The sequence below is a fragment of the Halopseudomonas sp. Lyrl_26 genome (assembly GCF_051948695.1).
GTDB classification, from domain to species: Bacteria; Pseudomonadota; Gammaproteobacteria; order Pseudomonadales; family Pseudomonadaceae; genus Halopseudomonas; species Halopseudomonas formosensis.
The window spans coordinates 99,675-124,705 of sequence record NZ_JAYJLH010000003.1 but is presented as its reverse complement, the minus strand read 5'-3'; the positions used below and the strand labels follow the sequence as shown (position 1 = coordinate 124,705).

Below are 25,031 nucleotides of genomic sequence, written 5' to 3'. Positions count from 1 at the left end.
AGTTCAGGCAAACTGCTTGGCAAAGGCGGTTATTTTGTCTGTCTGCTCGAACTCAACGAGAGGCAGCCGGTTTCTGCGGATAATTTGCTTGGCTGCATCAACCGCTTTGCGTTGAGTTCTGGTTTGCTCTGAATAGGGTGCAGTAACGGGTATCAGAACATTTTCCAGTTTGATAATCCCCTCACGTTCGGCCCGTGCCAGTCTTATCACCCACTGCTCGCAATGGTCGAGAATCGAGCTTGGTTCAGCTTGGTCAAACGCCAGAGGCTTGATCGCGGCTATCACATTGTTGCGATGTACCAACGGAAGGTGCAGCTTGGTCAGTTCACCGGTAAGCGTGTCGTCGCGAAAGTTGCGGATGGCGGCCTCTGTAAACAAGGTCCGGATTTCTCTAACCATCTGTTCTTCCCGACGCGCGCGCGGTATCTCCTGCCGCTCAATGAAACGTTCGTACAGCTGGTTGAGCGTCTCCGAGAAGCCGTCCGCTAGAATGGAGCGCATCGGGCTGAAACGGATCAGGGACTCCCTGGGTTCGGTAAGGTATCTGAAATGGTTGACGATCTGATTGTCCGTGGCCTGCGCGGTCATCTGCCGAACGCTTTCCAGCTCGTTCTGTGCGACTTCGATGACTTTGGCGAATAGCTGAGGGCACTCAAAGAATTGATTGACCCGCTTCCAGTTTCTGCGCGCCAGACGATATTCCATGCGGCCGTATGCCGGTGCCGTGAGCACAATACCGACGTTGGCAAACTCTTCAGTTTCAGCGTAAGGCGCGAAGCGCACTATGCTGTAGAGACAGGAATATTTCATTCAAGGACGCCCCAGAAGTCATCCGTGCGGTAGCGTAGAAGGTTGCTCTCGATCAGGCGCAGCTGCTCGCTCAGCGCAGCATCGCCTGATGCTTCTCGCCATTGCTCAGGTATGTCTGAGCATAGTTCATTGAATCGCACGGCAGTATCATCGATCCGCTGTTGGTATTCAACACGACTGACCAGGTCCAGACGCCAGGAGCGATTAGCCGGACCAAAGGTATGGCTGGCTATGAATTCCTCTGCGTTGACCGGCCACTGGAAGGCCTGATTATGATCAATCAAGCTGAGCGAGCCATCTGCTTTCATCATCAGGTTGGGGCGTCCGCCATAACAGGTCAGCTGTCGGTCGCTGTTTCCAACCCAGTAATCAAAAACATACACGGCTTGTTGCAATTCAATCGGTATCTGCTAGGAATGGCCGTGTCATACCACCTTCCAGTCTGCGGATAATCTCAACAGCTTCTATGTAATGTCCGTTGATCACGCTGTGCCTCCGTCGTATCAGCGGGCCAGGCTGTAGCCGTCTGTGGTTTGCTCCACCATGCCCAGTTCTTCCAGGGCCTCCAGTACCGACTGCACGGCAGCCTTGGGTGAGCGTTTGAACCGGCTGGCGATGGCCTCGGCTGGCAGGGCCCCTTGGGCCAGCGCATCGCGTACGGCGGCGACCTGTTCGCGCATCTGTTTGGGCCAGGTGAGTTTACCGGTGGTGGCAGGCACGGTGTTGAGCACGGCTTCAATCTGCCCCCTCTCCCTTTGCGGGAGAGGGCTGGGGAGAGGGGTAACAGCCGTCGGGTTCTGGTATTCCGGCCGCAGCCAGCGAACATGCCCGCGAGCCTCTTCCGCGGCGCGCTGGGCATTAAGGTCTACCAGTCGGCGCAGCAGTTCCTCCTCGGCTTCCGCCTGGGCCTCGGGTTTATCTGGCAGCGGGGTGGTTGCGCCCGGTCTGCCGACCAGTTGTTCGGCCAGGTCATCCCAGCCGTAGGCTGCGAATACCTCCCGGTCCAGTTCGTCGTGCAGCTCGCGCAGCACCGATACCAGCCCCTGTCCGTGGATGGTTTTCTCCTTGGCCGTCAACGGCTCTTCGCTGCGCAGTTTTTCCAGCACGTTATACATGCCGGTCAGCGTCAGGGTCGGGTGCTGCTCCTGCTGGCGCTTGCGGTGGGCATCCAGGCGTTCGGCCAGGTCGCGGATCTTTTCCTGTTGCTCGGCGCTGGCGTCGGGGAAAGGGAAGGTTTCGAAACAGCGGGTTTTGTTGTAGCGGGGATCGTTGCCAACGCCGAGGCGGCCGCCTGCGGTTAGAGCCCAGCCGGAGTGAATGCGGCTGGAAAGAACACCCAGTAACAAGGCATCGCCGCTGGCAATATTGACCAACATGTTATCTGGCAGGATTTCCGCACCAAGGAACTGGAAGACACGGTGCTTGGTTGTTTCGACTGTCGCGATATAGCGGGGTAGCCCCGCTAACTGATGGCGAAGCTTGGGATTGGTTTCGCCAAAGAGCCACCAATTGAGTCGACGGCTGTCTCGTTTATTCTGATCGCGCTCCGGCTTCACCTTTTCTAGTAACCATTGGTAGACCTCTGGAAAAGACTGGCGTGTTTCGTCTGCGGTCAATCCAAAGAGATCTATTACCATGGCATTGCGTGAAATTTGAGTGAGGTCTTTCCCGTTACGGTAATGCCTTATGTGTCGATCAAGACCAGGAACTTGCCCAAGCCCAAGAAGACAAGCTTCATCTTGGCTGACGATAAATCCTGAACCAAATAGGCAAACGCCACGATTGCTAATTCCAGCATTGGCGTTGAGTTGCTCACTGCCAGCAACATCCGCTCCAATTTCCAGATTTGAGAACAATACCCCACGCCGCTCCTGCAACTGCACCGAGATGTCATCCTGGTTTCGTTCATTGCGGTACTCATCGCGTACCTGCAGCAGCCTGCCCTCCCCCGATTCGCCACTGCCCACCGTCATGGCAATCCGCACAGCGGCTCCGTCTCCGGCATCCACCCAGGGATGGTCGGGGATGGCAAACGTCAGTGCCAGCGGGTTTTTCTTCGCTTCCAGCTGGGTCTGAATCACCCGCCGGTTGAAGGTCTGACGGATGCTGTTGGTGGTGATGAAACCAAAGCGCGCTGCCTGCCCGGCGCGCACGGTTTCGGCAGCGATATGCCACCAGTACATGACAAAGTCTGCGGATTCGGGGACTTCCGGCCAAGTGCGGCGTACCGCATCTACATAGCCATCACCCAGTGCACGGCGCATGGTCGAGGCACCGATAAACGGCGGGTTGCCGACAATGTAATCCGCCTTCGGCCACTCAGCCTGTTTTGGATTACGGTAGATATATCGCTCGACCTGTGCGGTTTCATCCGGCACCTGTTCGCCAGTAATCGGGCTGACTCTCGTGGTGATGCCGTCCCAGCGGGTAAGCGGTTTGCCGCTGGCGTCGGTCAGCAGCTCCTGCGCGTCATAACTGATCAGCGCATCGCGGTTTTCTATGTTCTTGAAATCACGCAGTACCGGCTCCGGTGGGCTGACCTTGCCGTGGGTGCGGTAGTGCCATTGCAGGTAGCCGATCCACAACACCATCTCGGCAATGCGCGCGGCACGCGGGTTGATTTCCAGGCCGAGGAACTGGTGCGGATCAACGGTGACGCCTTCAAGCTCCAGCAAGCCCTGGGATTCGCCCAGGTCGTGCAGCAGGTTGAGCACTTCGCCTTCAAGCCGCTTCATGTGCTCCAGGGTCACATACAGAAAGTTGCCGCTGCCACAGGCTGGGTCAAGCACCCGCACTTCACACAGGTGGCGGTGGAAGGCGCGGACTTCGGCTACGGCCTCTTTGAGCTTGTTACGTGCCTCAAAGGCCAGTGCAGCTACCTGTACTTCCTGCCATTGGGCGCGCAGGGGTTCGATCACGGTCGGCAATACCAAGCGTTCGACATAGGCGCGGGGCGTGTAATGTGCGCCCAGTTTATGGCGCTCGCGGGGGTCAAGAGCACGTTCCAGCAGGGTGCCGAAGATGGCAGGCTCAACGTAACGCCAGTCTGCCTCGGCGGCGCTGAATAATAGCTCCATTTGATCCCGGTCAAGACTGATGGCCTGATGCTCGGCAAACAGCCCACCGTTAAAGCGCAGGAGGTTGCCCTCCAGGATTGGTGAGAACCCGCCAGTGTTCATGGTCTGCCAGAGGTTTTCCAGCATCGGGGCGAAGGTGTCCGGGCTTTTCTTCAAGCGTTGCAGCAGCTCGGTGAAGCCCCGTTCAGGCAGCAGGCCGACGTCCTCGGCGAACATGGTGAACAGGGCTCGCATGAGAAATGCCGAGACCAGTTGGGCGGAGTGCCCAGCGCTTTCAAGGGATTTGGCCAGCTTTGCCAGTTGGTCGGCAATTTCACGGGTAACCCGTGCCGAACGCCGTGAAGGGTCAAGGCTGATTGGGTCCAGCCACACCGCCCTCAGGCGTTCACGGATATCTTCGCGATGCAGGTCTTCGAGTCGGATGCGGTGGCTGCGGGCATCCGGAAATGGTGTATAGGTAGCGCCGGAACGGCTGAATTCAGCATACAGCTCGATATTGCGACCCACATCCACCACCAGAATGAACGGTGGGCGGCCTTCTTCCGCTGGCAGGGCTCGGGCGTACTGGTCGGCCTGGTTGTGCGCCCGGAGCATGGCCTTGTCCCAGCCGGAGCTGTCCAGGGTCTTGCCAGTCTGCTTGGCTTCCAGTACGAAACAGCCACGTTTGTACAGATCGATAAAACCGTTGTTACTGGAACCGTCTGGCTGCTTGATGAGCACGCGCCGCTCGAACACATAGGCGTTGTCGCGGGTATTATCGCCTGCGGGTTCCGGTAGTGGCAGATCGAGCAGTGCGCAGAGTTCGGTGAGGAACAATTGGTAATTGGCGCGCTCGGTACCCCCCGATGTTTTGCCAGCGGGCCAGAAAGGGTTCCAGATGGTCCTTCAATCGACTACTCCTGTTCGGTTGGACTTCGGATTCTAACCAAGCGGGGTCAGGGAAGACAGGTGCAGAGTCCGGTCGTCGGGCGGGCGCTCGACAACCCGCGGCCGGTATCGATTATCCGCGCTGGATCTCCGCCAGCCCCCAGGGCAGCTCGGCGACCTTGCAGGGCTGAGCGCTCAGGTCTATCAGCTCGCCGTTGCGCGGCACCAGGGTGCCTATGCCGAGGCTGCGGGCAAAGGCCTGGTGCGCCTGCTGATGGTAATCCTCGCCATGCACCGGCAGCACATGGCGTGGCCGCAGCCATTCATACAGCTGGCGCAGATCCTCCTGTGGCGGGTGCCCGGAGGCATGGATCGGTGCCATGTCGTCGTCGATGATACGCACGCCCTGGGCCTGCAGGCTCTGGCGGATGCGGCCGAGAGCCTCCTCATTGCCCGGTATCACCCGCGAGGAGAACACCACGCTATCCCCTGGCTCCAGGGTCAGCTGCGGATGGTTGCCGGTGGCCAGTCGACCCAGCGCGGCGGCCGGCTCGCCCTGGCTGCCGGTACAGATCCACAGTTGCTGGTCCCGGGGCAGAAAACCCAGCTCCCAGGGGCCGATGAAGCCTGGGCGAGCGGAAAGGTAGCCATGGGCACGCCCGTGGCCGTGCATGCGCACCAGGCTGCGCCCCAGCAGGCCAGCGTAACGGCCGCAGTCCATGGCGATCTCGGCCAGGCTGTGCAGCCGGGCCAGGTTGCTGGCAAAACAGGTGACAATCACCCGCCCGCGGCAGGGGCGTATCACATCCGACAGACCATCCTGCACCGCCCCTTCCGAACGGCTGGCGCCGACAACCGAGGCGTTGGTCGAGTCGCCGATCACCACATCAACCCCTTCCCTGCCGATGCTGCGCAGACGGCCTTCGGCGGTCAGACCGCCGACCACCGGCTGGGGGTCGAGTTTCCAGTCGCCGCTGTGGTACAGCCGCCTGCCGGCCACCTGCAGGAGTATGCCGTGGGACTCGGGAATCGAGTGGGTCACCGGTATCCACTCGGCCTGAAAGTGGTCCAGCCCTACCGGTTGCAGCGGACTGATCTCATGCAGCACCGGCCACTCCAGATTCGGCGCCAGCCGGCTGCGGATCAGCTGCGCGGTGAAGGGGCTGGCATACAGCGGACAATTCAGCTCGCGCCACAGGTGCTCAACGGCGCCGATATGATCCTCGTGGCCATGGGTGATCAACAAAGCATTGAGCTGGATATCGTGGCGCCGCAGGGCCTCCAGCGAAGGCACCGAGACGCGATTGTCGCCACTGGGCGTCGATTCCAGCGCCAGCCCGCAATCGATGCCGATCCACTGACCCGCCGAGCCGTACAGATACAGATTGGCACCGAACATCCCCGCCCCGCCAAGGGCGAGAAAGAAGGGACCGGGCTGGCGGTGCAACTGATCGAAACGCGGGGCAGGCATGGGGTGCTCCTTGAAAACGCTTGCCCACAGCTTAACAGGCCATGGCCGGAACGGGGTCAGCCGAAGAACCAGTAGCACACCCCTATGGCCGTCAGCATGCCGGCCAGGTCCGACAGAAGCGCGCAGCCCAGCCCGTGGCGGATGCGGGTGATGCCCACCGCGCCGAAATACACTGCCAGCACATAGAAGGTGGTCTCGGTACTGCCCTGGAAGGTGGCGGCCAGCAGTGCCGGGAAGCTGTCCACGCCGAAGGTGTTCATGGTTTCCAGCATCATTGCCCGGGCGCCGCTGCCGGACAGCGGTTTCATGAAGGCGGTGGGCAGGGCGTCGATGAAGCGGGTGTCCCAGCCTGCTCCTTCCACCAGCCAGCGGATGCCCGCCAGACCGGCATCGAGCACGCCACTGGCGCGCAGTACGCCGATGGCCACCAGCATGGCGATCAGGTAGGGCAACAGCGAGATAGTGAAGCTGAAACCCTCCCTGGCCCCGGCGATGAAGGTGTCATACACCTGGACCCGGCGCAGGGCGGCCACCCCGAGAAACAGGATGACGATACCGAACAGGGTCAGGTTGCCGATCAGCGAGGAGGTGGCGGCCAGCGCCTGGGCGGACATGCCCGCCAGCGCGGTCAGCAGCAGGCCCAGACCGGCGGCCCCGGCCAGCAGGTAGGCCAGCACCACCGGATCATGCAGCCGCAGGCGCTGCACCAGGGCCACCGTCAGCAGGCCGACGAGGCTGGAGACGGTGGTGGCCAGCAGTATCGGCAGGAACACCAGGGTCGGGTCATCGGCGCCCTGCTGGGCGCGGTACATGAAGATGGTCACCGGCAGCAGCGTCAGCGATGAGCTGTTGAGCACCAGGAACAGGATCTGGGCATTGGTGGCGGTGTCCTTCTGCGGATTGAGCTCCTGCAGCGAGTGCATGGCCTTGATGCCTATGGGCGTGGCGGCATTGTCCAGGCCGAGGATATTGGCGGCGAAATTCATGCTGATATGCCCCAGCGCCGGGTGGCCGCTGGGCACGCCGGGCATCAGTCGGCGGAACAGCGGGTCCAGCAGCCGCGCCAGCAGGCGTATCAGACCGGCCTTTTCGGCAACGGCCAGAAAGCCCAGCCACAGGGTCATGGTGCCGACCAGTACCAGGACGATTTCCACGCTGAGGCGGGCCATGTCGAACAGGGCGGCGACCAGCCGGGTGAACACCTCGGCATCGCCCAGCCCCAGCCATTGCCAGAGGGCGGCAGCAAAGGCCGCGAGGAAGAAGCTCAGCCAGATTCCATTGAGCATACGCTGGACAGTCCCTGATCAAGGTTGGGTGGGAAAGGGCTCGACCTGCTGCAGTCGGTGGTAGTCGCCGATACGCTCGAAGCTCCCTGGCACCAGGGCCGCGAGGATGGCTGCAGTCTCGGGATCGGCTTCGCCATCATGTCGGGCGGGCCGGAAGCGCATCTGGAAAGCGGCGATGACGTTGCGCAGTCGTCGGGCCTCATCACCGGTTCCGCCAAGGCTGTAGCCGAAGCGTTCCAGGGTTGCCGCAAACCACTCCAGGGAAGGGGTGAGCTCGCCCAGCAACGCCTCGTAGTGATTTACCCTGGCGGCATCGGGCCAGATGGCGACGCCGGCGGCCGCCAGCTGCTGCCAGGGGAACAGGGGGCCCGGATCAAGCTTGCGCTGGGGCGCGATGTCACTGTGACCTATGACTCTTTCGGGCGGCAACCCGTGTCGCTCCAGTATGTCCTGCAGCAGAGGGATCAGGGCGTCAATCTGCTGCGGGTTCCAGGGATACCAGTGACGGCCATGAGGCCCGTCCCGGTAACCGGGATGCACTATCTCGATGCCGATGGAGCTGGCGTTGAGCCAGGTTCGCCCCTGCCAGCTGCTGTCCCCGGCGTGCCAGGCGCGCCGGTTCTCGTCCACCAGCCGGTAGATGGTCGGTGGGGTATCGTTGATCAGGTAATGGCTGCTGACCTCACCCTGGGTGAGGGTGCGCAGGGCGCGTTCGGCATTGGACGAGGTGTAATGCAGGATGACGTACTGCACCCGGCTGTCCTGCCCACGCGCCGTGTGGGTGGTGTCGATCTTCAGGCCGCCGGCGCAGCCGGCCAGCACGGCCAGGATCGCTGTCAGGCAAGCCTGATGGAAGGGGCGCAACCAGCTCCGCGGCATCAGCTTGCTGCTGGATGGTTGTCGGGTATCCGGCAGACGCTGGGGGGCAACCGGATATGCATGGCCACGGGAAGGTGATCGGAGATCGGCTGCGGCAACACATCCACCTGCTCGATGCTCAGGCTCGGGCTGAGCAGGATATGATCCAGCACCCTGGCCGGTTTCCAGCTCGGGTAGGTGCCCGGCAGATTGGCGGTATGCAGGTTGCTGCCGCTCAGGGGCGAACGTTCCAGGAGGTCCTCGGCGTGGGTGTTCATGTCACCCATGAGTACCACATGGCTGTGATCGGCAATGCGTTCGCGGATATAGGCCAGCTGGCTGGCGCGGGTGCGGGTGCTCAGCGCCAGGTGCATCATTACTACCAGCAGGCTGTCTGGCCCCTGACCGAAACTGGTGAGGATGGCACCGCGGCCGGGCAGCATGCCGGGCAGCTTATGATCCTCCAGCAGCTGGGGCTGGTAGCGGCTGAGGAAACCGTTGGAGTGCTGGGCAAAGCGCCCCAGGTTGCGGTTGAGCTGCTGATACCAGTAGGGGAACTGGCTCTCCCTGGCCAGGTGCTCGACCTGGTTGATGAAGCCGGAGCGCAGGCTGCCGCCATCCACTTCCTGCAGCGCCACCACATCGAACTCGCTGATCAGCTGGGCGATCTGGGCCAGGGTCTGCTGGCGCCGGGCGTGGGGCAGCAGATGCTGCCAGCCACGGGTCAGGTAGTGATGATAACGCTGGGTGTTGATACCCACCTGGATATTGAAGCTGAGCAGCTTCAGCACCTCAGGCAGGGTGGGCACCTCCTCCGAGCAGGTCCAGTTGGGGTTGGTCTGCATGCAGGCGGGGGCCATGGTGCCTTGGGTGGCCCGCCGCCAGGGAATATTACCCGTTGCCATCATTAGGTCATCCTCGGTCAGGGACGTTCCTGTTCCACCAGATAATCCGCGATCTTCAGCATGTTCTCGAAGCTGCCGGCCATGCTGGCTTCGATACGGTACTTGCCGTTGACAATCAGGGTCGGTACCCCGGTGGCCCGGTAGGCCCGTGCCAGTCGTTTGGCCTGATTCATCTTCAGCTTCACGCCGGGGGAGTTCCAGGTCTCACGGAACTCCGCTTCGTCCACACCATACTGCTTGAGCAGCCGGACCATGGCATTGACATCGGCCAGTCGCTCACCCTGATTATGGATCGCCTGGAAGATGGCTGCATGGGTTTCATCCAGCTTGCCCATGCTCTCCAGAGTATAGAATAGCTGTCCATGGGTATCCCAGGTACCACCGAAGAAGGCCGGAACCGGGCGGAAGTAGGCATGCTCGGGCAGGGTTTCCTTCCACTCGCGGATGATCGGCTCGAGGTTGAAGCAGTGGCCGCAGCCGTACCAGAACAGCTCGGCTACCTCTACCTTGTCCGGCTCCTGGGTGGGGGCCGCAGAGGGCAGCTCGACGTAGTCGACACCGGCCTGATACTGGGCACTCTGGGCCTGTGCCAATGCCAGGCTGCCCAGCAACCAGACCAATCCTGCAGTCAAGAACTTGCGCATGTAACTCTCCGAACAAATGTGGCTGCCATTAAGGCTGCAATGGTGGCAGAAAGGTTCCCGGCAGCCTCCTGTCCGCTGCCGTTGGGCATCCTACAGTCGCAAAAAAGGGTGGCCTTGGCCACCCTTTTTTTAACACCGGTTATTGCCGGTCGCTCCAGGCTCAGCGCAGTCCCTGGATGTACTCGGCAACGGCCTGTATGTCCTTGTTGCTCAGGCGTTCAGCGACGGTGCGCATGACCATGATGTCACCATCATTGGTGCGATCGCCTTCGCGGAAGTCGGTCAGCTGCTTGGCAGTGTAGGCAGCATGCTGGCCAGCCAGACGCGGATAGCCTGCAGGCTCGTTACCCTGACCGGTGGGCGAATGACAGCCGGTGCAGGCGGGCAGACCGGTTTTCAGGTTGCCACCGCGGTAGATGGCTTCGCCGCGCTCGGCCAGTTCGGCGTCGGCAACCCCGCCAGCCATGGGCTGAGAAGCGAAATGGGCTGCGATGTCAGCCAGGTCCTGATCACTCAGGTTGGTCAGCATGCCGGTCATTTCTGGTACCTCACGGGCGCCATCACGGATGTCCGTCATCTGCTTGACCAGGTAACGCTCGCCCTGACCGGCCAGTTTCGGCCAGTTCGGCATGATGCTGTTGCCATCTGCGCCATGACAGGCTGAACAGACTGCCACCTTGCCTGCGCCGGCAGCGGCATCACCCTGCAGAGCATGGGCCGAACCGGCCACACCGAGGGATAACACCAGACTTACAAGTAATTTATTCATCGGCTAATCCAATTACGGCTAAAAATAACAGGTCTGGTCTGCGTCCGGTCTTGATGACCGCGTTATATGCAGGCCGCCTCGCATGCTTGCTGACAATTCCAGCCAGCTGCAGGCACGGATAAGCGCCCATGCTAGCGGCGGCCGGAGGGCAGCGCAATGGTCATTCTGTCGCAGTTCCCTGCCACGATATAAAACCGCGGCATTATATACTAAGCTAGCCGCGAACGTGAATGCACCAAGCCACAGAACCGGATATCCCATGTCTTCAGTAACGCCCCTGGCAATACTCTGCCAGACCGCCAGTTTCATCAAGAGTGCCAGCAAGGTCGACCAGTGTCCCGAGGATATCGGCCTGGAAGTGGCCTTCGCCGGCCGGTCCAATGCCGGCAAGTCGAGCGCGTTGAATACGCTGACCCACGCCCGCCTGGCGCGTACCTCCAAGACACCGGGGCGCACCCAACTGATCAATTTTTTCGCTCTGGATAAGCAGCGCCGCCTGGTGGATCTGCCCGGCTACGGCTACGCCAAGGTGCCGCTGGAACTCAAGGAGCACTGGAAGCAGCATCTGGATGCCTACCTGACGGGTCGCCAGTCACTGGCCGGCGTGGTACTGGTGATGGACATACGTCACCCGCTGTCGCCCTTTGACTGCATGATGCTGGACTGGGCCAATACCGCCGGCCTGCCGGTGCATATCCTGCTGAGCAAGGCGGACAAGCTGTCCTTCGGTGCGGCCAAGGGGGAGCTGCTCAAGGTCCAGAACCGGGTGCGCAGGGAGTTCGGCAACCGGGCCACGGTACAGCTGTTTTCCTCGCCCAAGCGTATGGGTGTCGAGGAGGCCCACGGGGTGCTGCAGCAATGGCTGTTTCCGGAGGAGTCCGCAGAGGAACCTGCGCCGCAGGAATAAAAAAAACCCCGAACTTCATAGGGGAGGGAGGTTCGGGGTTCAACAACCGGGCTGTGCTAGGAGAGGTGCCCGGTTTCTGCCAACACTAAATCACATCCAAGGAGCATGAAGGGCCTGACGAGCCGTTCATGATGCTAGGACCGCCTGGGTTGTCGGGAGTTCCACCGCAGCGAAAACTTTTTTCGCGCGTTCAGCGTTCGCCGCCCACGGCGAAGTTCGGCATGCTGTTGACCGGCTGGGCAAAGTCGAAGGGGATGGAAACCGTATTCAGTCCGACGTTCTTCTGCACCACGAAATGCAGATGCGGACCTGTGCTGTTGCCGGTATTTCCCGACTGCGCCAGCAGGTCCCCGGTGCGCACATACTGTCCCTCACGGACCTGGACCGAGCCCTGCTTCAGGTGCAGATAGACCCCCATGGTGCCGTCGTCATGCAGCACCCGCACGAAGTTGCCCGCCGGGTTGGTGCCCCGTCCGCTCTGATTGTTCTCGGTCTTGATTACCACGCCGCTGCGCGCCGCGACTATGGGCGTGCCGACCGGCATGGCGATATCCACGGCATAGCGCCCCTTGGGACCGGTGTGGCTGTAGCGCCCACCGGGGCCCTGGGTCATGCGGAAGGGACCGCCCCGCCAGGGCAGCGGGTAGGCGACCGGCTGGGGCTGGGCGCGGGGATCGCCCAGCGCATAGCGCAGCCGGTGCTGATAGTGGGGGGTGCCGGTACCGGCAGGGGCCAGGGTCAGCAGGCGGATTTCGCCGCGGGGCGGCAGCACCCAGCGCACAGGTTCGGCAGGTACGCCGAGAACGTGTCTGGCCTCGGTAATTTCCAGCTCGATCTCCACGGGGGCGTAGAGCTCGTTCTTGACCACCAGGGTGTCGCCCCCCGCATGTTTGCGCGTGGTTACATAGACCTGACGATCGATGTTCTCGACCATGTTGTCGTTGAAATGGAATACCCGCGCCCCTTCGACGCGCTGGTCGGTATAGGTCACTACGCCATTGGCATCGGTGTATTTGTAGATGGTCGCGCCGAGCACAGCTGGGCTGGCGAGCAGCAGGGCGAGGCTCAGTAGACAGGTACGCATCCGTTGCAACCCTATGAACGCATGACAGAAGGGCAAGAATAAACCCTGTGGGCGGGGAAAGCGACCCGCCCGACAGGGTGAATCTGCGACCCTGTTAACGCTCCGGGGTAACCCTCCAGACCGTGTTCGACAGATCATCGGCAACGATGAGGGCCCCCGCCGGGTCCACGGTCACGCCGACCGGTCGGCCGCGGGTCTTGCCATCCTCGCCATAGAAGTTGAAGACGAAGTCCACCGGATCGCCGGCGGGCTCGCCGTTGCTGAAGGGCACGAAGACCACCTTGTAGCCCGCTGGCTCCTTGCGGTTCCAGCTGCCATGCTCACCGACGAACACGCCTTCAGCGAACTCCGGACCCATCGCCGGTGTGGAAAAGTCCAGCCCCAGCGCCGCCACGTGGGCGCCCAGACTGTAATCCGGCGCTATGGATGCGGCGACCTTTTCCGGGTCCTGCGGACGCACCCGGGGGTCCACGTTCTGGCCCCAGTAGGCGTAGGGCCAGCCGTAGAAGGCGCCTTCCCGGACGGAGGTCAGGTAGTCCGGCACCAGGTCCTCGCCCAGCTCGTCCCGCTCGTTGACCACGGCCCACAATCGGCCGCTACCGGGCTGAATGGCCAGTGCGGTCGGGTTGCGCAGCCCGGTGGCATAGGGCTTGTAGTGGCCGGTCTCCACATCTATCTGCCAGACCATGGCCCGATCCACCTCGGCCTCCATGCCGCGCTCGGTGATATTGCTGTTGGAGCCTATGCCGACATACAGGTAGCGGCCATCGGCGCTGGCGGTCATGGCCTTGGTCCAGTGGTGATTGATCTCCGAGGGCAGATCGATGACCTTCTCCGGGGCGCCGCCAGCCTGGGTCTGGCCTTCCCGGTAATCGAAGCGGACCAGGGCGTCCTGGTTGGCGACGTACAGGTCGTTGCCGATCAGTGCCAGGCCGTAGGGGGCGTTGAGGTCCTCCGCGAACACAGTCTGCAGCTCGTAGGTGCCGTCGCCATCGGCGTCGCGCAGCAGGGTCAGGCGATTTCCGCTGTCCACCGAGGTGGTGCCCCTGGCCTTGATCACACCGGCAATCACGTCCTTGGGCTTGAGGGCAGGGGCACCCCCGCCACGGCCCTCGGCCACCAGGATGTCGCCGTTGGGCAGCACCAGGGTCTGCCTGGGGATCAGCAGGTCGGTAGCGATGGCGGTAACTCGATAGCCATCCGGCACCCGGGGTTGCTGATCGCCCCATTCGGCCGGTTCGGCAATTTTCATGCTGGGCAGCAGGCCGCGCTGGATGTTCGGCAGATGCGGATCGGGACCGTAGTTTCTCGGCGGTTCGTCGTTGCCACCGCAGGCGGTGAGCAGGGTGCCCAGGGCCATCAGCCCGAGGAGATCGGCTTTTCTCATCGCACACCCCCGTCGCGCAGGCTGAACAGACCCAGCCATACCGCAGCCAGGGCAAGAATCGTCACCAGTACCGAGAGCACCAGGGCGCCGGGCATGATCGCCCAGGCGTCACGGGCATGTATCAGCGCGTTGAAGAAGCCGAGGATCCAGGCGGCCAGCAGCATGACGAAGTACATCAGCGCCGGCCCCTGACGCCGGTCCCGGCGGAACAGGCCTATCAGTGCACAGAGCAGGGCGAGGCCGCTGAGGAGCAGGGCGCCTGCCAGCAGCCAGGAGGCGAAGTTGCTCCACTGGATCTGATAGGTGTTGTAGTAGGTGATGTCGCTCAGCAGGGTGCCGAGAAACAGCGGAAGACTGCCGGCCAGCAGCAGGGCATGCAAGGGATGCAGCGGAGTGGGGTAATACGGATCTACAGCTGGGGTCACGGCTCGGTTTCCTGTACCAGGGAAAGACGGGCCGCCGGTCAGGCGGGGTTGCCCCTGCCTGTCGGCGGCGGCAACCCTGGCGGGCCGGCAGCGTGCCTGAGCCAGTGTAGTTCAGCTGGCCGGGGAGGCCAGCGAAGCGGCAGCGGCCTCAGACCGCCCCGGGCTGCAGGCTGTAGGTGCGCAGATGAGCTGCGAAGTCCTGCAATACCCGGATGCGTGTCGCCTCGGCCTGGGCACACCAGTCCTTGAGTGCCTGAACCATCTCATGACCGTTGCTGCTGGTGCGGTTCCAGATCTGCTGCAGTGCGGCGTGTTTCTCGTGAATGATGCGCAGCGTCTGATTGTGCTCCAGCAGTGACTGTACGCGTTTCTGCTGGTGGGGCTGCAGCAGGCTGGCTTCGCGACCCAGCAGGCGTCGGGCGCGGCGGAACAGATGGCGGACGGAGTCGTCCACGCGCTGGCGTTCCTGCCGCAGCAGCGGCAGCATGACCTGCTTGCGGTACTGAGCCATGACCTGGAACCGGTTGTTCAGGATGGCTCTGGCGGTATCCAGATCCAGCGTCTGCTTGCCTTCCACGCGATGGGGCACGGGGGCGACGCGGCGCACCCGGGCCAGTCCCAGCAGGCTGAACAGGCGGATCCACATCCAGCCCATGTCGAACTCCCACTTCTTCACCGACAGCTTGGCGGAGTTGGGATAGGTGTGGTGATTGTTGTGCAGCTCTTCGCCGCCGATCAGCACACCCCAGGGCAGGATGTTGGTGGCCGCGTCCTTGCATTCGAAGTTGCGGTAGCCCACGGCATGTCCCAGGCCATTGACCACCCCGGCGGCGAACAGTGGAATCCACATCATCTGTACCGCCCAGACGGTCAGTCCGAGTACGCCGAACAGGGCCAGGTCAATCAGCAGCATCAGCACTATGCCGGTATTGCGGAAGCGGCCGTAGAGGTTGCGCTCGATCCAGTCATCGGGGCAGCCCTTACCGTAGGTCCGCAGGGTGTCCTGGTTCTTCGCCTCGGCCATATACAGCTCGGCGCCCTTGCGCAGTACGGTGCTCAGGCCCTTCTGCACCGGGCTGTGGGGATCTTCCGGGGTCTCGCACTTGGCGTGGTGCTTGCGATGGATCGCGGTCCATTCCCGGGTATTCATGCTGGTGGTCAGCCACAGCCAGAAACGGAAGAAGTGCTGCAGGACAGGGTGCAGCTCAAGCGAGCGGTGGGCCGAATATCGGTGCAGATAAACGGTTACGCTGATGATGGTGATATGGGTCAGAACCAGGATGATGGCAGTCAGCTGCCAGGGGGAAGGATCAATAAAACCGTTGTACCACATGCGTCAGAACCTCTGATGGAGCTGTGCCGAGCTGATCGGCCTGTTGTTGTCGAGTATGGGCCAGCTTTGCAGAAGCTGACATGCGCAGGGGACGAATGGAAGGTCTGGCGGGACGGTCAATTGCTACCGGATGTGGCAGGGCGATGGCGGCACCGAGGGCTGCGCGTACTGCGCTGGGTTCAGGGCCTGCGCAGCACCCGTTGCAGCAAGGAGGGAGCAGCCTGGCTGAACGCCGCCAGCAGTGTAGGGATATCCGGCCGCTGGGTCTGCTCGAAGGCTAGCGCGCGGCGCAGTGCCGGCCAGCAATGGCGCGGAAGCCTGGGCGGCGGCGTCAGGGTCTTGTCCTGACCCATGCGGATGGCCTGGCGGGCAGTCAGGCGGCTGAAGGGGTGATGACCACTGCACAGCTCGTAGAGCACGCAGGCTGCTGCGTAGACGTCCGCGGCAGCTGACAGGGGCTCGCCGTCGAGCAGCTCCAGGGCCGCATAACGTGGGGTCCAGGCCGCCAGTCGTGCCCGGCTCAGGCGCGGCAGACCGGGCAGTCTATCACCGATGGATTGTCCCAGGCCGAAGTCGAACAGCCGCAGACCGTCCTCGGCCATCATCACGTTACTGGGTTTCAGATCGCCATGCAGAACACCCCGGGCGTGGGAATGTGCCAGGGCCTGCAGCAGGGCCACGGCGATTTCCCGATACTGCTCCCAGGGCAGCCCCTCGGGATTGGCGCTGATCAGATCATCCAGGGTGGGGCCCCTGAGCAGCTCCATGGTGATATAGGCGCGCCGGCAACGGGCATCGGTATGAAATCCGTAGAGCTGGACCACATGGGCGTGGCGCAGGCGGCTGGTCAGGGCGAACTCGCTGTACAGCAGGGCATGGGCGTCGGGGTACTCGGCGAAGGTGTCGTTGAGCACCTTTACCGCCACCCAGGGTTCGGGGTCACCGAACTGCTCGCGCAGCAGGTCACGTGCCCGGTAGACCGCGCCCATGCCGCCCACGCCCAGCAGGCGTTCGATGCGATAGCGCTTGCTCAGCACCTCCGGCACCGGACCGGGCGGAACGAACTCCTTCTTCCCTTGTGTGGTGGCTGGAGGGGTGATGGCGGTTGCGCTGGGGGTTTCCATGTTGTGCTCCTGTTGCATGTCAGCGGCGGATGACCACGGCACTGAGGTTGTCCCGGGCGGGCCCGGCCAGGGCCTGTTCGAAAAGACGCTCCAGCGCCAGCTGGGGCGAGGGCCGATTGAGGGCGCTGCCCAGTTCGGAGCCGCTCAGGCTCTGGTACAGGCCGTCGCTGCACAGCAGCAGGGTATCGCCGGGGTAGACGTTGAACTCGACCACATCCAGCGCCAGCTCCTCGCTGGCGCCGACAGCGCGGGTCAGGGCATGAGCGGATGGGTGACTGGCGGCCTGTTCCGGGGTCAGGTGCTGCTCTTCGATCAACTGCTGCAGCAGTGAATGGTCCCGGGTGATCTGGTAGAGGCCGCCGCTGCGCCACAGGTAGCAGCGGCTGTCGCCGGCCCAGATGCAGGTGGCGCGGTCCTCCTCCACCAGCAGTACCACCACTGTGCTGCCCATGACAGGGTCGGGTTGTCCACTGACCAGGGTCAGCTCCCGGCTCAGACGCCTGTTGAGCAGGTGCAGGGTGTGGCGCACCTGCTGGACGCGCCTATCCAGGTCGCTGCCGCCGGGCAGCTCGGCCAGGTGTTCGACTATCAGGCGGCTGGCCAGGGCGCCGTTCTGATGCCCGCCCATGCCGTCGGCTACCACCCAGAGCCCGCGTTCCGGCAGGGCCAGAAAGGCGTCCTCGTTGTGGCTGCGGACCTTGCCGGGATCCGTTCTGGCATGGCTGTGCCAGGCGCTGAGCAGATCCATCACAACCGGGCCGGCAGGCTGAAGCCGCGCAGCAGGCTCAGATCGAACGGGTTCGGCGAGCGCTGACTGTGCAGCAGGTAATGGGCACGCATGCCGCCCAGGTCCGCCTTGAGCAGCAGCACGTCGCGATCCGAGTGGTAGTCGACCTGGAGCTCGTCGAGCAGCCGGAACAGTGACCAGACGCCGCGATTGTGATCCAGCGACATGCGCTTGCCACCCAGATCCTCGAGTACCAGGCTGGCGCGTCCGGCCTCGTTGTCCACCGGCCAGCGGAAGGCGGTCTGCACTATCGGGCCGTGACGGTACTCCATGTTCTGATAGCCGAGGCGCAGACTGGCCCGCCCCAGGTTGGAGTCGAGGAAGAAGGGCTCCAGGCGGAACTGCACCTGGGGCTCGCTGGGATTCTCGGCGAAGAAGCTGCGCCGGATCCGTTCGGCCCGGCCCATCTGTGCCAGCAGCTCCCGGGATATCGGCAGACCCCGGCCGTCCACCTGGCGGATCTGGTAGCCCCGGGCGCTGCTGCTGACGAAGGGCTGCAGATACTGCTCGAAGAACTGCTCGGCGGTACCGCGGCTGCGGAAGAACTCGCGGAAGTCGCTGAGGGTTACCTCGCTCTCGCTGTCACGGCTGAAGGGATAGCGCTGACCGACGGAGTTGCGCCAGCTGGCCAGCAGTTCACTGCGGTAGCGCTGGTTCAGATGCTTGTAGGCCTCATCGAGCACCAGCATCCAGCTGTCACCGGCCAGTTCGGTGAGCCACTTGTTCGCTGGCAGCGGCAGGCGGGCGGCGGCGGTGCGCAGCTGGGTGATGGCGTCAGCCTGGCCACCGATACGGCTGCGTGCCATATCGAAGGCCGCCTGACCCGGTGCACTGGCCTGGGCCAGACCACTGAACTGCAGGTGCATGGCGTCCAGCGCCTGGAGTGCCTGGAGCAGCTCTGGCCCGGGGCTGGCGTCCTGATCCAGCAGTTGGTGCAGCGGCTCGAAGCGGCGCTCCATGCTGCGCATGGCGCGGTTGGGGGTGGCGGTGTCGTCGGTCAGCAGGGTGTTGTTGCGCACCTGCTCCAGCAGCTTGACCAGGGGCGAGTTGGCGGCAGCCAGTATGCTCATGTTCTGGGCCGCCTGCTGGGCGTCGGGCAGCGGGTCCAGAGCGATGCGGCCGAGCAGCTCGCCCCAGTGATGGGCGTAATCCTCGAAGTACAGCTGTTCCATCTCCAGCATCAGCCGGTTGCGGTCCTGGCTGCTCAGCTCGTCATCGCCACCGAGAACCCAGTTGTCGCGCAGCATGTCCTGCACCAGATCATTGCCGCGGGCGAGGAACATCTGCTGGTAGCCGCTGCGGGTGTAGAAACCGGGCAGGGTGTTCTGGTTGCTGGTCAGAAGGGCACCGCGGGGCCCCAGGTGATTGATCAGGCGGTACTCCGGCAGGCTGCCGGACTGCTCCACCAGGGTGCGGTACAGCACGCTGGCCAGCGACTCGCGGCGCAGTTCGCGGCGGGCATCACTGATCAGGCGGGTATCCAGTGCGTAGGGACGGAACGGTTGTTCCAGCAGGCGACCGAAGTGCCCGTTCAGGCTGGCCTGCATGGAGGTGTCGCCGGCGAAGCGCTGGGACCAGTCCTCGGCCATCCATTCCTGCAGCCACTGGCGATCACGGCGCTCAGACATGCCGAGCATCAGGTAGGCGCGCAGGTTGTTGAACAGCTGTTCACGGTCATGCAGGCTGGCCTCGATCCGGGATTCCAGGCGCAGCGCTACATTCTTCAGCAGCAGCTTCTCCAGCTGGTCGCGGTAGGCGCGGTGCAGAGTCGGATTAACCGCTTCGCCCTGATAGAGCCCGGCCCGCTCGCGCCAGCGGGCATCGGCGCGGCTGGTGTAGACCAGGCTGGCGGCGTGGCTGCTGTCCAGAACCCGCAGCATGCCCTCGGTATGCTTCCGGGTCTGCAGGCGCTGCTGATCCTGCTTGAGCTGCTGGGCGATGCTGCGCAGTTGCTCGAGTCGTTGGTGGTTGGCCGAGAAGCTGTTGGCCCAGGCCAGGCCGGCGACAATCAGGCAGGCTGCGGCGGTTCCGAACATCAGGCGCTGGCGCCAGTGGATGCGTTTGACCTCGCGCTCATCCAGCCCGGCGAGATCCGCCTCGGGGAAGATCACCCGGCTGAGCAGGTGGCGGATGAAGCGCGGGCGGCCGCTGCGGGCGGCGGGTACCGCCGCGCTGCCCTGGCCCAGGTTACGGCCGATGCTGGCGGTGAGCGGATCGAGACCGCCGCGCACGCTCGGCGCGCTGGTCAGGTAGAAGCCGCGCAGCTGGGCGGCGCTCTGGTAGCGGTTGCCGGCGAAGGCCAGCTCGATCAGCAGGCTCAGGGGTTCGCCCAGGCGGCCCAGCTGATGCGGAAAATCGAGGATGCGTCCGCGGCGGCCGATGTCCCGCTCCTGATGCAGGCGCATGATCACCTGGCTGTTGAGACGCTGCAGCAGGTCCTGGAATTGCTGGCGCACGACCTCCAGGTCGGTGCCATCCTGGTCCTTGCGGAAGCTCACGCCCAGTACCTGATCATTCTCGTCGCTGGACAGGTTGTCGAAGTGCTCGTCGAAGCCGAGCAGCAGGTCGGCCTTGCTCAGAACCAGATAGACCGGCACCTCCATGCCGAGCCGGCGGTTGATTTCCAGCAGCCGCTGGCGAATCTGCCGCGCCTGGTTTTCCAGCGCCTGCTGGTTCTCGCCCAGCAGCAGATCGACCGGCAGGTTGATCAGCACGCCATTGAGCGAACGCTGTCTGCGGTTGCGCAGCAGCCCCAGCAGGGTATTCCAGCCGAGGCTGTCAACCTGGGGATCGGGTTGGCTGAGATAGCGTCCGCTGCTGTCGATCAGTACCGCATGTTCGGCGAAGTACCAGTCGGCATAACGGGTGCTGGCGACCTCGTTGGTGACACCCTGCCGATCACGGGTATTGAGCGGGAAATCCAGCCCGGAGAACTCCAGCAGGCTGGTCTTGCCGCTGCCCTCGGGGCCGAGCAGCAGGTACCAGGGCAGCTCCCGCCGCCAGCGTTCACTGCGCCCCTTGTACAGGCTGGAACGGCTGAGGGTACGCAGGGCCTGCTTGTAGCGGCTGTGCAGCTCGAGCTGTTCCTCGACGATCAGGTTCTCCCGGCGCAGGCGCTCCTGGGCTTCGCTGTCGCTTTCCTCGGTCTTCTGTCGGCGCTGCTTCTTCCAGTTGGCGAACACCAGACTCAGACCCCAGCCCAGCAGCAACGCACTGATGGTCAGCCAGCGGGCGCCGGCACTGCCCCAGGGCCTGTGATCATTGATGGCCAGGGTCGGGCCCAGGGTCCAGACAATCACCGCCAGGCCCAGCACCAGGATCAGGCTCCAGGCCCAGCCCTGGCGGACCATGCGCAGTGCTTTGAAGAGTATGGATTTGGCATTCATTGCAGATCATCCCTGAAGGTGGTGTCGGCCAGCGAGGCCGGACTGCCCTGTATGAATTCCTGAAGAACGTGCTGGCGCTGCTCCCTGAGCACCCAGCTGAAACCGCCATAGATCACCCCCAGGCACAGCAGGGTGAACAGGGTGACCGCCCACCAGGGCGCAGCCCGCACGAACTGGCCGCGCTCGCCCTGCAGGCCCTGCCAGTGGGGCGAGATCTCGCTGGGTACATCCCCGCGCAGCTGGCGGATCTGCCGATACAGGCTGTCGCGGATGACCTCCAGCTCCAGCGTTCCCCGGGGCATGACGCGGTACTTGCCCTCGAAGCCCAGGGACAGGCACAGGTACATCAGCTCCAGCAGGTGCAGATGCTTGACCGGGTTGCGCGACAGCCGCTCGAGCAGCTGGAAGAATTTCTCGCCACCGAAGGTTTCATTGTGGAAGCTGCTCAGCAGGCTCATCTGCGACCAGGCGCTTTCGTTGCCCCAGGGAGTGGTGGCCACGGCCTCGTCGATGGCCGTGCAGAGCACGTAGCGGGCGGCCATTACCTCGCTGCTGTCGCCGCTGTCCTGCAGCGCCTGGTGCTCGAACAGGCGGATCTCGGAACTCAGGCGCTCCTTGAGGCTGTGCAGATCCTCGGCCTGGTAGGTGTTCTTCAGCCGCACCACCTCGGACAGCAGGGTGGCGGCGAGGGAGATCAGCGGGTTCAGGCTGGGATTGAAATTGCCTGCATCGTGCCGGCGAGCGGCGTACACCATGCGCTGCTCTATCCTTTCCATCTTCGGCGCGGCGGCGAAATCGGTCAGCGGTGTACGTGCCGGCAGCTCGCCGCTGCGATTGAGAATGACCGTGCGGTCGTCCTGGCTGTAGTCCATATCCTTGATCATGGGGTTCAGTTCCTGATGGCCCAGAATGTGAGTTCAAGTCCGGGGAAGTCGCCGGAAACGTGGAAGGCGAAACCCCCGGAGCGCTCGAGCTGCGCCATCTCTTCGGAATTGAGCTCGAGGGCGAAGTAGGTCTTGCCGGAATGGAAGGGGATCTGCCGGGGCGCCACCGGCAGCGGTCTGACCTTGATGCCAGGCAGATGCAGATTGACCAGCTGGCGGATCCGTTCGACCGGGCCGACCTTCAGATGCGCCGGCAGGCGCTGGCGCAGTTCTTCGGAATCGCACTGGGCGCTGGCAGCCAATACGAAGGAGGCGGTGTCCAGCAACTTGTGGTCGTGCAGCGGCGACACCTGAATGCCGTACTGGCGCTGCTGCAGGGCCAGTTCCACGGCGTGCTGTTCCAGCACCATGGAAAGCGACTGGCGCAGCGCCTCCATCAGACGGCGGAAACTGCTGCGCTGATCGCTGTGCTGATAGCGGCTGTCCAGACGTGGCCGGCGGGCATCGCCGGCGAAGGTCGACAGCTCGCCGAAGAGCCCCAGCAGCTCCCGGTACAACTGTTCCGGATGCAGGTGCTCCTGGCCCATGTAATGGCGCAGCAGCGGCTCGTGCCGGTTGATCAGCTGCAGCATGGCGAAGTCGCCGAATTCCGCGCCGCTCACCCGGCCCGCCGCGCGGATCCGCTCGGCGAGGATGTCGCCGCGGTGGCTGAGCATGCTGATCACTTCCTTCAGGCAGGACTGCAGGAAGTGGCTGGCCTGGACGTGCAGGAAGCTCGGCACGAACTCGGTATCCAGACTCACCACCCCATCCGGTGTGGTATCCAGTATCTGGCACAGTTGCAGGCGCACGTAAGCCTGGGCATCAGGCTGCTCGCCCAGCAGCAGACGGAAGTCCGGCTGGGCGCAGCTGACCACGGCGCTGCCATCATCCCCGGCATTGGAGTCACTGACGTCCCGGTCATGCACCGTGTAGCGGGCCAGCACATCCTGCTGCTGGGGTCGTCGGGCCTCGACGTGGTTGCCGGTTACCAGCGGCAGGGCCAGCCATACCGCGCAGTTGCTGGTGTTGGGCGGCACATCCAGCGACAGCGGGCTGTGTCCTGATCCCAGTTCGAACAGGCTGCCATCGGGCAGGATGCCGCTGGCCTGGCTCAGAACCAGCTTGCCCATGGCCAGGAACTGATGGTCGATCTCGAGATTGAAGAAGCCATGGGCGCAGCTGTGCAGCAGCTGGGTCCGCGCCTTCAGCTGGTGATCGTAGTACCTGTCGTTCTGCTGGAAATGCTGGGGCCGCAGCAGCATCCCCTCATGCCAGACAACTCTGCTGATCATCATGCATCAGTTCCTCGGGGCGCGGGCATGGTCGTTGTCGCTGATGCCCAGCTCATCGAGCTGCAGATGCAACTGATTGAGCTGGCCGACGCGCAGGGGAATCACCTGTTGCCAGCGTGTCGCCGGCAGATTGCGATAGGCGGCCAGTACGCCGAGATAGGTGCCTTCAGCGGTGGTCAGCAGATTCAGCTCCTGGCTCTGGCCGGGCCGCAGCTCCAGCTCCTCGTGGGCGATCAGGTCCAGCGCCAGGGTTTCCTGGGGCTGCTGATACAGGGAAAAGAACTCGGCATGCTCGAAGGTCACCGGGTTCTTCAGTTCATACAGGCGCAGCACTATGGGCGAGGGACGCCCATGCAGATCCGGGTTGAGCCGGTCGCTGCCGGTCAGGTGCAGGTCGATCCGCGTGGCAGGCGGATTCTGTTTCAGGGCACAGCCGGCCAGTGTCACAAGTACCAGAGCGGTCAGGGCGATACGCAGCATGGCAGTCATCCTTGGGTATCCATGTTGAGGGTGGCGATCAGGCGGATCTGTTCTTCGTAGGCATTGGCAAAGTCGCGGGCGAACAGGCGCTTGCTCCAGTCCTCCTCGGCCTGGATCGCCTGATGGAAGCGGGTGTAGGCCTTCCAGCGGGCGCCGTTGGTGTTGAGCAGGCCCTTGCCTTCGCGTTCGAAACGCAGGTTCAGCTGTTCCGGTGAGAAATGTTCCAGCATGCCCCGCAGCGCTGCTCGACTGGCGGCACTGAGGGCCACCTGATGGGCCTGCAGGTCACGATAGCCACGGGCTACCGCCTGGGTGGCGGACAGTTGCCCAGGCTCCCCGCCGCGCAGCATCAGGGTCAGGGCCTCACTGCTGTCCGCAGCGTGCTTGAGCGGATTGTTGCCGGCAGTCTGAACCGTGGTCTGGGCCAGACGCAGCTCGCTCTTCAGCTCGCTGCGGGTCTTCAGGCTCTGCTGCAGATGGCTGACACATTGCCTGAGCAGGGTGGCTGCGGCGATGGCCAGGGCCTCGCGCTGGTCATCCGGCAGTCCATCCAGGCTGACACCCAGGGCCTGGGAGTATCTGGCCCAGAAGGTATCGGCGAGCGCCGGTTCGACGGTGGACACGGGCGGCTCGACCGGCGCGGCCGGGGGCGGAACCAGCTCGGGGACCGGCAGTCGCTCCATATCGATACGAGCGTAATCGTGGGGTTGCTCGGCGGATTCAGCGGGCAGCCCCCAGGACAGCTCGTCCCGGTACTGGCGCTCTTCCTGCTGATCCAGGGCATTCAACGGGTCCAGATCGAGGAAGGCATCGTCGGGAATGATGTTGCCAGTGGACTGGCTGTGTGGCAGGGCGGAGTCGAACTCGCTGGGGTCCTGCCGCAGCCGCGCGCGGATCTGGTAGTCGCCCAGACAGAACACCTGGCCATGCTCGATGCGTACCGGCTCGCCCTTGACCATGGGCATGCCGCTGTCCTTGAGGTGGATGCCGTTGCTGCTGGTATCGGTCAGATAGAAGGCGCCATTGTCGAAGGTCACCATTGCATGCTTGCCTGATACCACCCGGTTGCGATCCGGCAGCACCCAGTCGCACCCCTCGGCACGTCCGATGATGCCTCCTGCCAGCCTGAAGGTCTTGCTCGCCGCGCTTCCATCCAGCGGTTGCGGTGCGCTGACCATGTCAAAAACCAGTTCCATGCCTGTTTTGCTCCTGT

General features: G+C 63.4%; 21 protein-coding genes. 1 reads left to right on the top strand and 20 read right to left on the bottom strand.

What is annotated here, in order from left to right; genetic code table 11:
- Positions 1–3 precede the first annotated feature (3 nt).
- The 9 genes from VF673_RS05715 to VF673_RS05675 form a co-directional block, all read right to left on the bottom strand.
- Positions 4–810: a DUF3037 domain-containing protein gene (locus tag VF673_RS05715; RefSeq protein WP_440291227.1), complete on the bottom strand. Its 807-nt coding sequence runs from the start codon at positions 808–810 to the stop codon at positions 4–6.
- Positions 807–1,211, bottom strand: a complete 405-nt coding sequence (locus VF673_RS05710) for a HipA family kinase (protein ID WP_440291388.1) — start codon at positions 1,209–1,211, stop codon at positions 807–809. The genes VF673_RS05715 and VF673_RS05710 overlap by 4 nt, the downstream gene beginning before the upstream one ends.
- A 102-nt stretch (positions 1,212–1,313) precedes the next feature.
- Complete coding sequence (locus VF673_RS05705) at positions 1,314–4,703, bottom strand: class I SAM-dependent DNA methyltransferase (RefSeq protein WP_440291226.1); 3,390 nt, start codon at positions 4,701–4,703, stop codon at positions 1,314–1,316.
- A gap of 184 nt (positions 4,704–4,887) precedes the next feature.
- Complete coding sequence (locus VF673_RS05700) at positions 4,888–6,225, bottom strand: ribonuclease J (protein WP_440291225.1); 1,338 nt, start codon at positions 6,223–6,225, stop codon at positions 4,888–4,890.
- 56 nt (positions 6,226–6,281) lie between these two features.
- A complete protein-coding gene (locus VF673_RS05695; protein ID WP_440291224.1) occupies positions 6,282–7,511 on the bottom strand; it encodes a nucleoside recognition domain-containing protein in 1,230 nt (409 codons plus the stop codon).
- An 18-nt stretch (positions 7,512–7,529) separates the two neighbouring features.
- Positions 7,530–8,390, bottom strand: a complete 861-nt coding sequence (locus VF673_RS05690) for an N-acetylmuramoyl-L-alanine amidase (RefSeq protein WP_440291223.1) — start codon at positions 8,388–8,390, stop codon at positions 7,530–7,532.
- Positions 8,390–9,214 carry an endonuclease/exonuclease/phosphatase family protein gene (locus tag VF673_RS05685; RefSeq protein WP_440291387.1) on the bottom strand — a complete coding sequence of 275 codons (825 nt, stop codon included), beginning with the start codon at positions 9,212–9,214 and terminating at the stop codon, positions 8,390–8,392. The genes VF673_RS05690 and VF673_RS05685 overlap by 1 nt, the downstream gene beginning before the upstream one ends.
- 77 nt (positions 9,215–9,291) lie before the next feature.
- A complete protein-coding gene (locus VF673_RS05680) occupies positions 9,292–9,918 on the bottom strand; it encodes a thiol:disulfide interchange protein DsbA/DsbL (protein ID WP_440291222.1) in 627 nt (208 codons plus the stop codon).
- 160 nt (positions 9,919–10,078) lie between these two features.
- Entirely contained in the window at positions 10,079–10,687 is a 609-nt protein-coding gene (locus VF673_RS05675) for a c-type cytochrome (protein WP_273123876.1), read from the bottom strand.
- 259 nt (positions 10,688–10,946) lie between these two features.
- Between VF673_RS05675 and yihA the strand changes: the two genes are divergently transcribed.
- Entirely contained in the window at positions 10,947–11,594 is a 648-nt protein-coding gene (yihA, locus tag VF673_RS05670; RefSeq protein ID WP_440291221.1) for a ribosome biogenesis GTP-binding protein YihA/YsxC, read from the top strand.
- 190 nt (positions 11,595–11,784) lie between these two features.
- Here yihA and VF673_RS05665 read toward each other — a convergent pair whose 3' ends face one another.
- The 11 genes from VF673_RS05665 to tagH form a co-directional block, all read right to left on the bottom strand.
- Positions 11,785–12,678, bottom strand: a complete 894-nt coding sequence (locus VF673_RS05665) for a peptidoglycan DD-metalloendopeptidase family protein (protein ID WP_440291220.1) — start codon at positions 12,676–12,678, stop codon at positions 11,785–11,787.
- 94 nt (positions 12,679–12,772) lie between these two features.
- Positions 12,773–14,065 (bottom strand): PQQ-dependent sugar dehydrogenase, encoded by a 1,293-nt coding sequence (locus tag VF673_RS05660; protein WP_440291219.1) that lies wholly within the window; start codon positions 14,063–14,065, stop codon positions 12,773–12,775.
- The gene (locus tag VF673_RS05655) at positions 14,062–14,490 is read right to left on the bottom strand and encodes a DUF2231 domain-containing protein (protein ID WP_090539567.1); all 429 of its coding nucleotides are present in this window, start codon (positions 14,488–14,490) and stop codon (positions 14,062–14,064) included. The genes VF673_RS05660 and VF673_RS05655 overlap by 4 nt, the downstream gene beginning before the upstream one ends.
- 148 nt (positions 14,491–14,638) lie before the next feature.
- On the bottom strand, positions 14,639–15,823 hold the full coding sequence (locus tag VF673_RS05650) for a DesA family fatty acid desaturase (RefSeq protein WP_440291218.1): 1,185 nt from the start codon (positions 15,821–15,823) through the stop codon (positions 14,639–14,641).
- A gap of 179 nt (positions 15,824–16,002) precedes the next feature.
- Complete coding sequence (locus VF673_RS05645; protein ID WP_440291217.1) at positions 16,003–16,947, bottom strand: serine/threonine-protein kinase; 945 nt, start codon at positions 16,945–16,947, stop codon at positions 16,003–16,005.
- Positions 16,948–16,966: 19 nt separating this feature from the next.
- Positions 16,967–17,695 carry a PP2C family protein-serine/threonine phosphatase gene (locus VF673_RS05640; protein WP_440291216.1) on the bottom strand — a complete coding sequence of 243 codons (729 nt, stop codon included), beginning with the start codon at positions 17,693–17,695 and terminating at the stop codon, positions 16,967–16,969.
- Positions 17,695–21,120 (bottom strand): type VI secretion system membrane subunit TssM, encoded by a 3,426-nt coding sequence (gene tssM, locus VF673_RS05635; protein ID WP_440291215.1) that lies wholly within the window; start codon positions 21,118–21,120, stop codon positions 17,695–17,697. Before tssM ends, VF673_RS05640 begins: the two co-directional genes overlap by 1 nt.
- Positions 21,117–22,004: a type IVB secretion system protein IcmH/DotU gene (gene icmH / locus VF673_RS05630; RefSeq protein WP_440291214.1), complete on the bottom strand. Its 888-nt coding sequence runs from the start codon at positions 22,002–22,004 to the stop codon at positions 21,117–21,119. The genes tssM and icmH overlap by 4 nt, the downstream gene beginning before the upstream one ends.
- A gap of 5 nt (positions 22,005–22,009) precedes the next feature.
- Entirely contained in the window at positions 22,010–23,341 is a 1,332-nt protein-coding gene (gene tssK / locus VF673_RS05625) for a type VI secretion system baseplate subunit TssK (protein WP_440291213.1), read from the bottom strand.
- Between the two features lie 3 nt (positions 23,342–23,344).
- Complete coding sequence (gene tssJ, locus VF673_RS05620; protein ID WP_440291212.1) at positions 23,345–23,818, bottom strand: type VI secretion system lipoprotein TssJ; 474 nt, start codon at positions 23,816–23,818, stop codon at positions 23,345–23,347.
- 5 nt (positions 23,819–23,823) lie between these two features.
- Positions 23,824–25,014, bottom strand: coding sequence for a type VI secretion system-associated FHA domain protein TagH (tagH, locus tag VF673_RS05615; protein WP_440291211.1), 1,191 nt, complete (start codon positions 25,012–25,014; stop codon positions 23,824–23,826).
- Between the last annotated feature and the right edge of the window lie 17 nt (positions 25,015–25,031).

Coding starts and splice junctions, on each gene's coding strand:
- VF673_RS05715 (WP_440291227.1), bottom strand. CDS start 810: ATGAAATATTCCTGTCTCTACAGCATAGTGCGCTTCGCGCCTTACGCT.
- VF673_RS05700 (WP_440291225.1), bottom strand. CDS start 6,225: ATGCCTGCCCCGCGTTTCGATCAGTTGCACCGCCAGCCCGGTCCCTTC.
- VF673_RS05695 (WP_440291224.1), bottom strand. CDS start 7,511: ATGCTCAATGGAATCTGGCTGAGCTTCTTCCTCGCGGCCTTTGCTGCC.
- VF673_RS05690 (WP_440291223.1), bottom strand. CDS start 8,390: ATGCCGCGGAGCTGGTTGCGCCCCTTCCATCAGGCTTGCCTGACAGCG.
- VF673_RS05685 (WP_440291387.1), bottom strand. CDS start 9,214: ATGCAGACCAACCCCAACTGGACCTGCTCGGAGGAGGTGCCCACCCTG.
- VF673_RS05680 (WP_440291222.1), bottom strand. CDS start 9,918: ATGCGCAAGTTCTTGACTGCAGGATTGGTCTGGTTGCTGGGCAGCCTG.
- VF673_RS05675 (WP_273123876.1), bottom strand. CDS start 10,687: ATGAATAAATTACTTGTAAGTCTGGTGTTATCCCTCGGTGTGGCCGGT.
- yihA (WP_440291221.1), top strand. CDS start 10,947: ATGTCTTCAGTAACGCCCCTGGCAATACTCTGCCAGACCGCCAGTTTC.
- VF673_RS05665 (WP_440291220.1), bottom strand. CDS start 12,678: ATGCGTACCTGTCTACTGAGCCTCGCCCTGCTGCTCGCCAGCCCAGCT.
- VF673_RS05660 (WP_440291219.1), bottom strand. CDS start 14,065: ATGAGAAAAGCCGATCTCCTCGGGCTGATGGCCCTGGGCACCCTGCTC.
- VF673_RS05650 (WP_440291218.1), bottom strand. CDS start 15,823: ATGTGGTACAACGGTTTTATTGATCCTTCCCCCTGGCAGCTGACTGCC.
- VF673_RS05645 (WP_440291217.1), bottom strand. CDS start 16,947: ATGGAAACCCCCAGCGCAACCGCCATCACCCCTCCAGCCACCACACAA.
- VF673_RS05640 (WP_440291216.1), bottom strand. CDS start 17,695: ATGGATCTGCTCAGCGCCTGGCACAGCCATGCCAGAACGGATCCCGGC.
- tssM (WP_440291215.1), bottom strand. CDS start 21,120: ATGAATGCCAAATCCATACTCTTCAAAGCACTGCGCATGGTCCGCCAG.
- icmH (WP_440291214.1), bottom strand. CDS start 22,004: ATGATCAAGGATATGGACTACAGCCAGGACGACCGCACGGTCATTCTC.
- tssK (WP_440291213.1), bottom strand. CDS start 23,341: ATGATGATCAGCAGAGTTGTCTGGCATGAGGGGATGCTGCTGCGGCCC.
- tssJ (WP_440291212.1), bottom strand. CDS start 23,818: ATGCTGCGTATCGCCCTGACCGCTCTGGTACTTGTGACACTGGCCGGC.
- tagH (WP_440291211.1), bottom strand. CDS start 25,014: ATGGAACTGGTTTTTGACATGGTCAGCGCACCGCAACCGCTGGATGGA.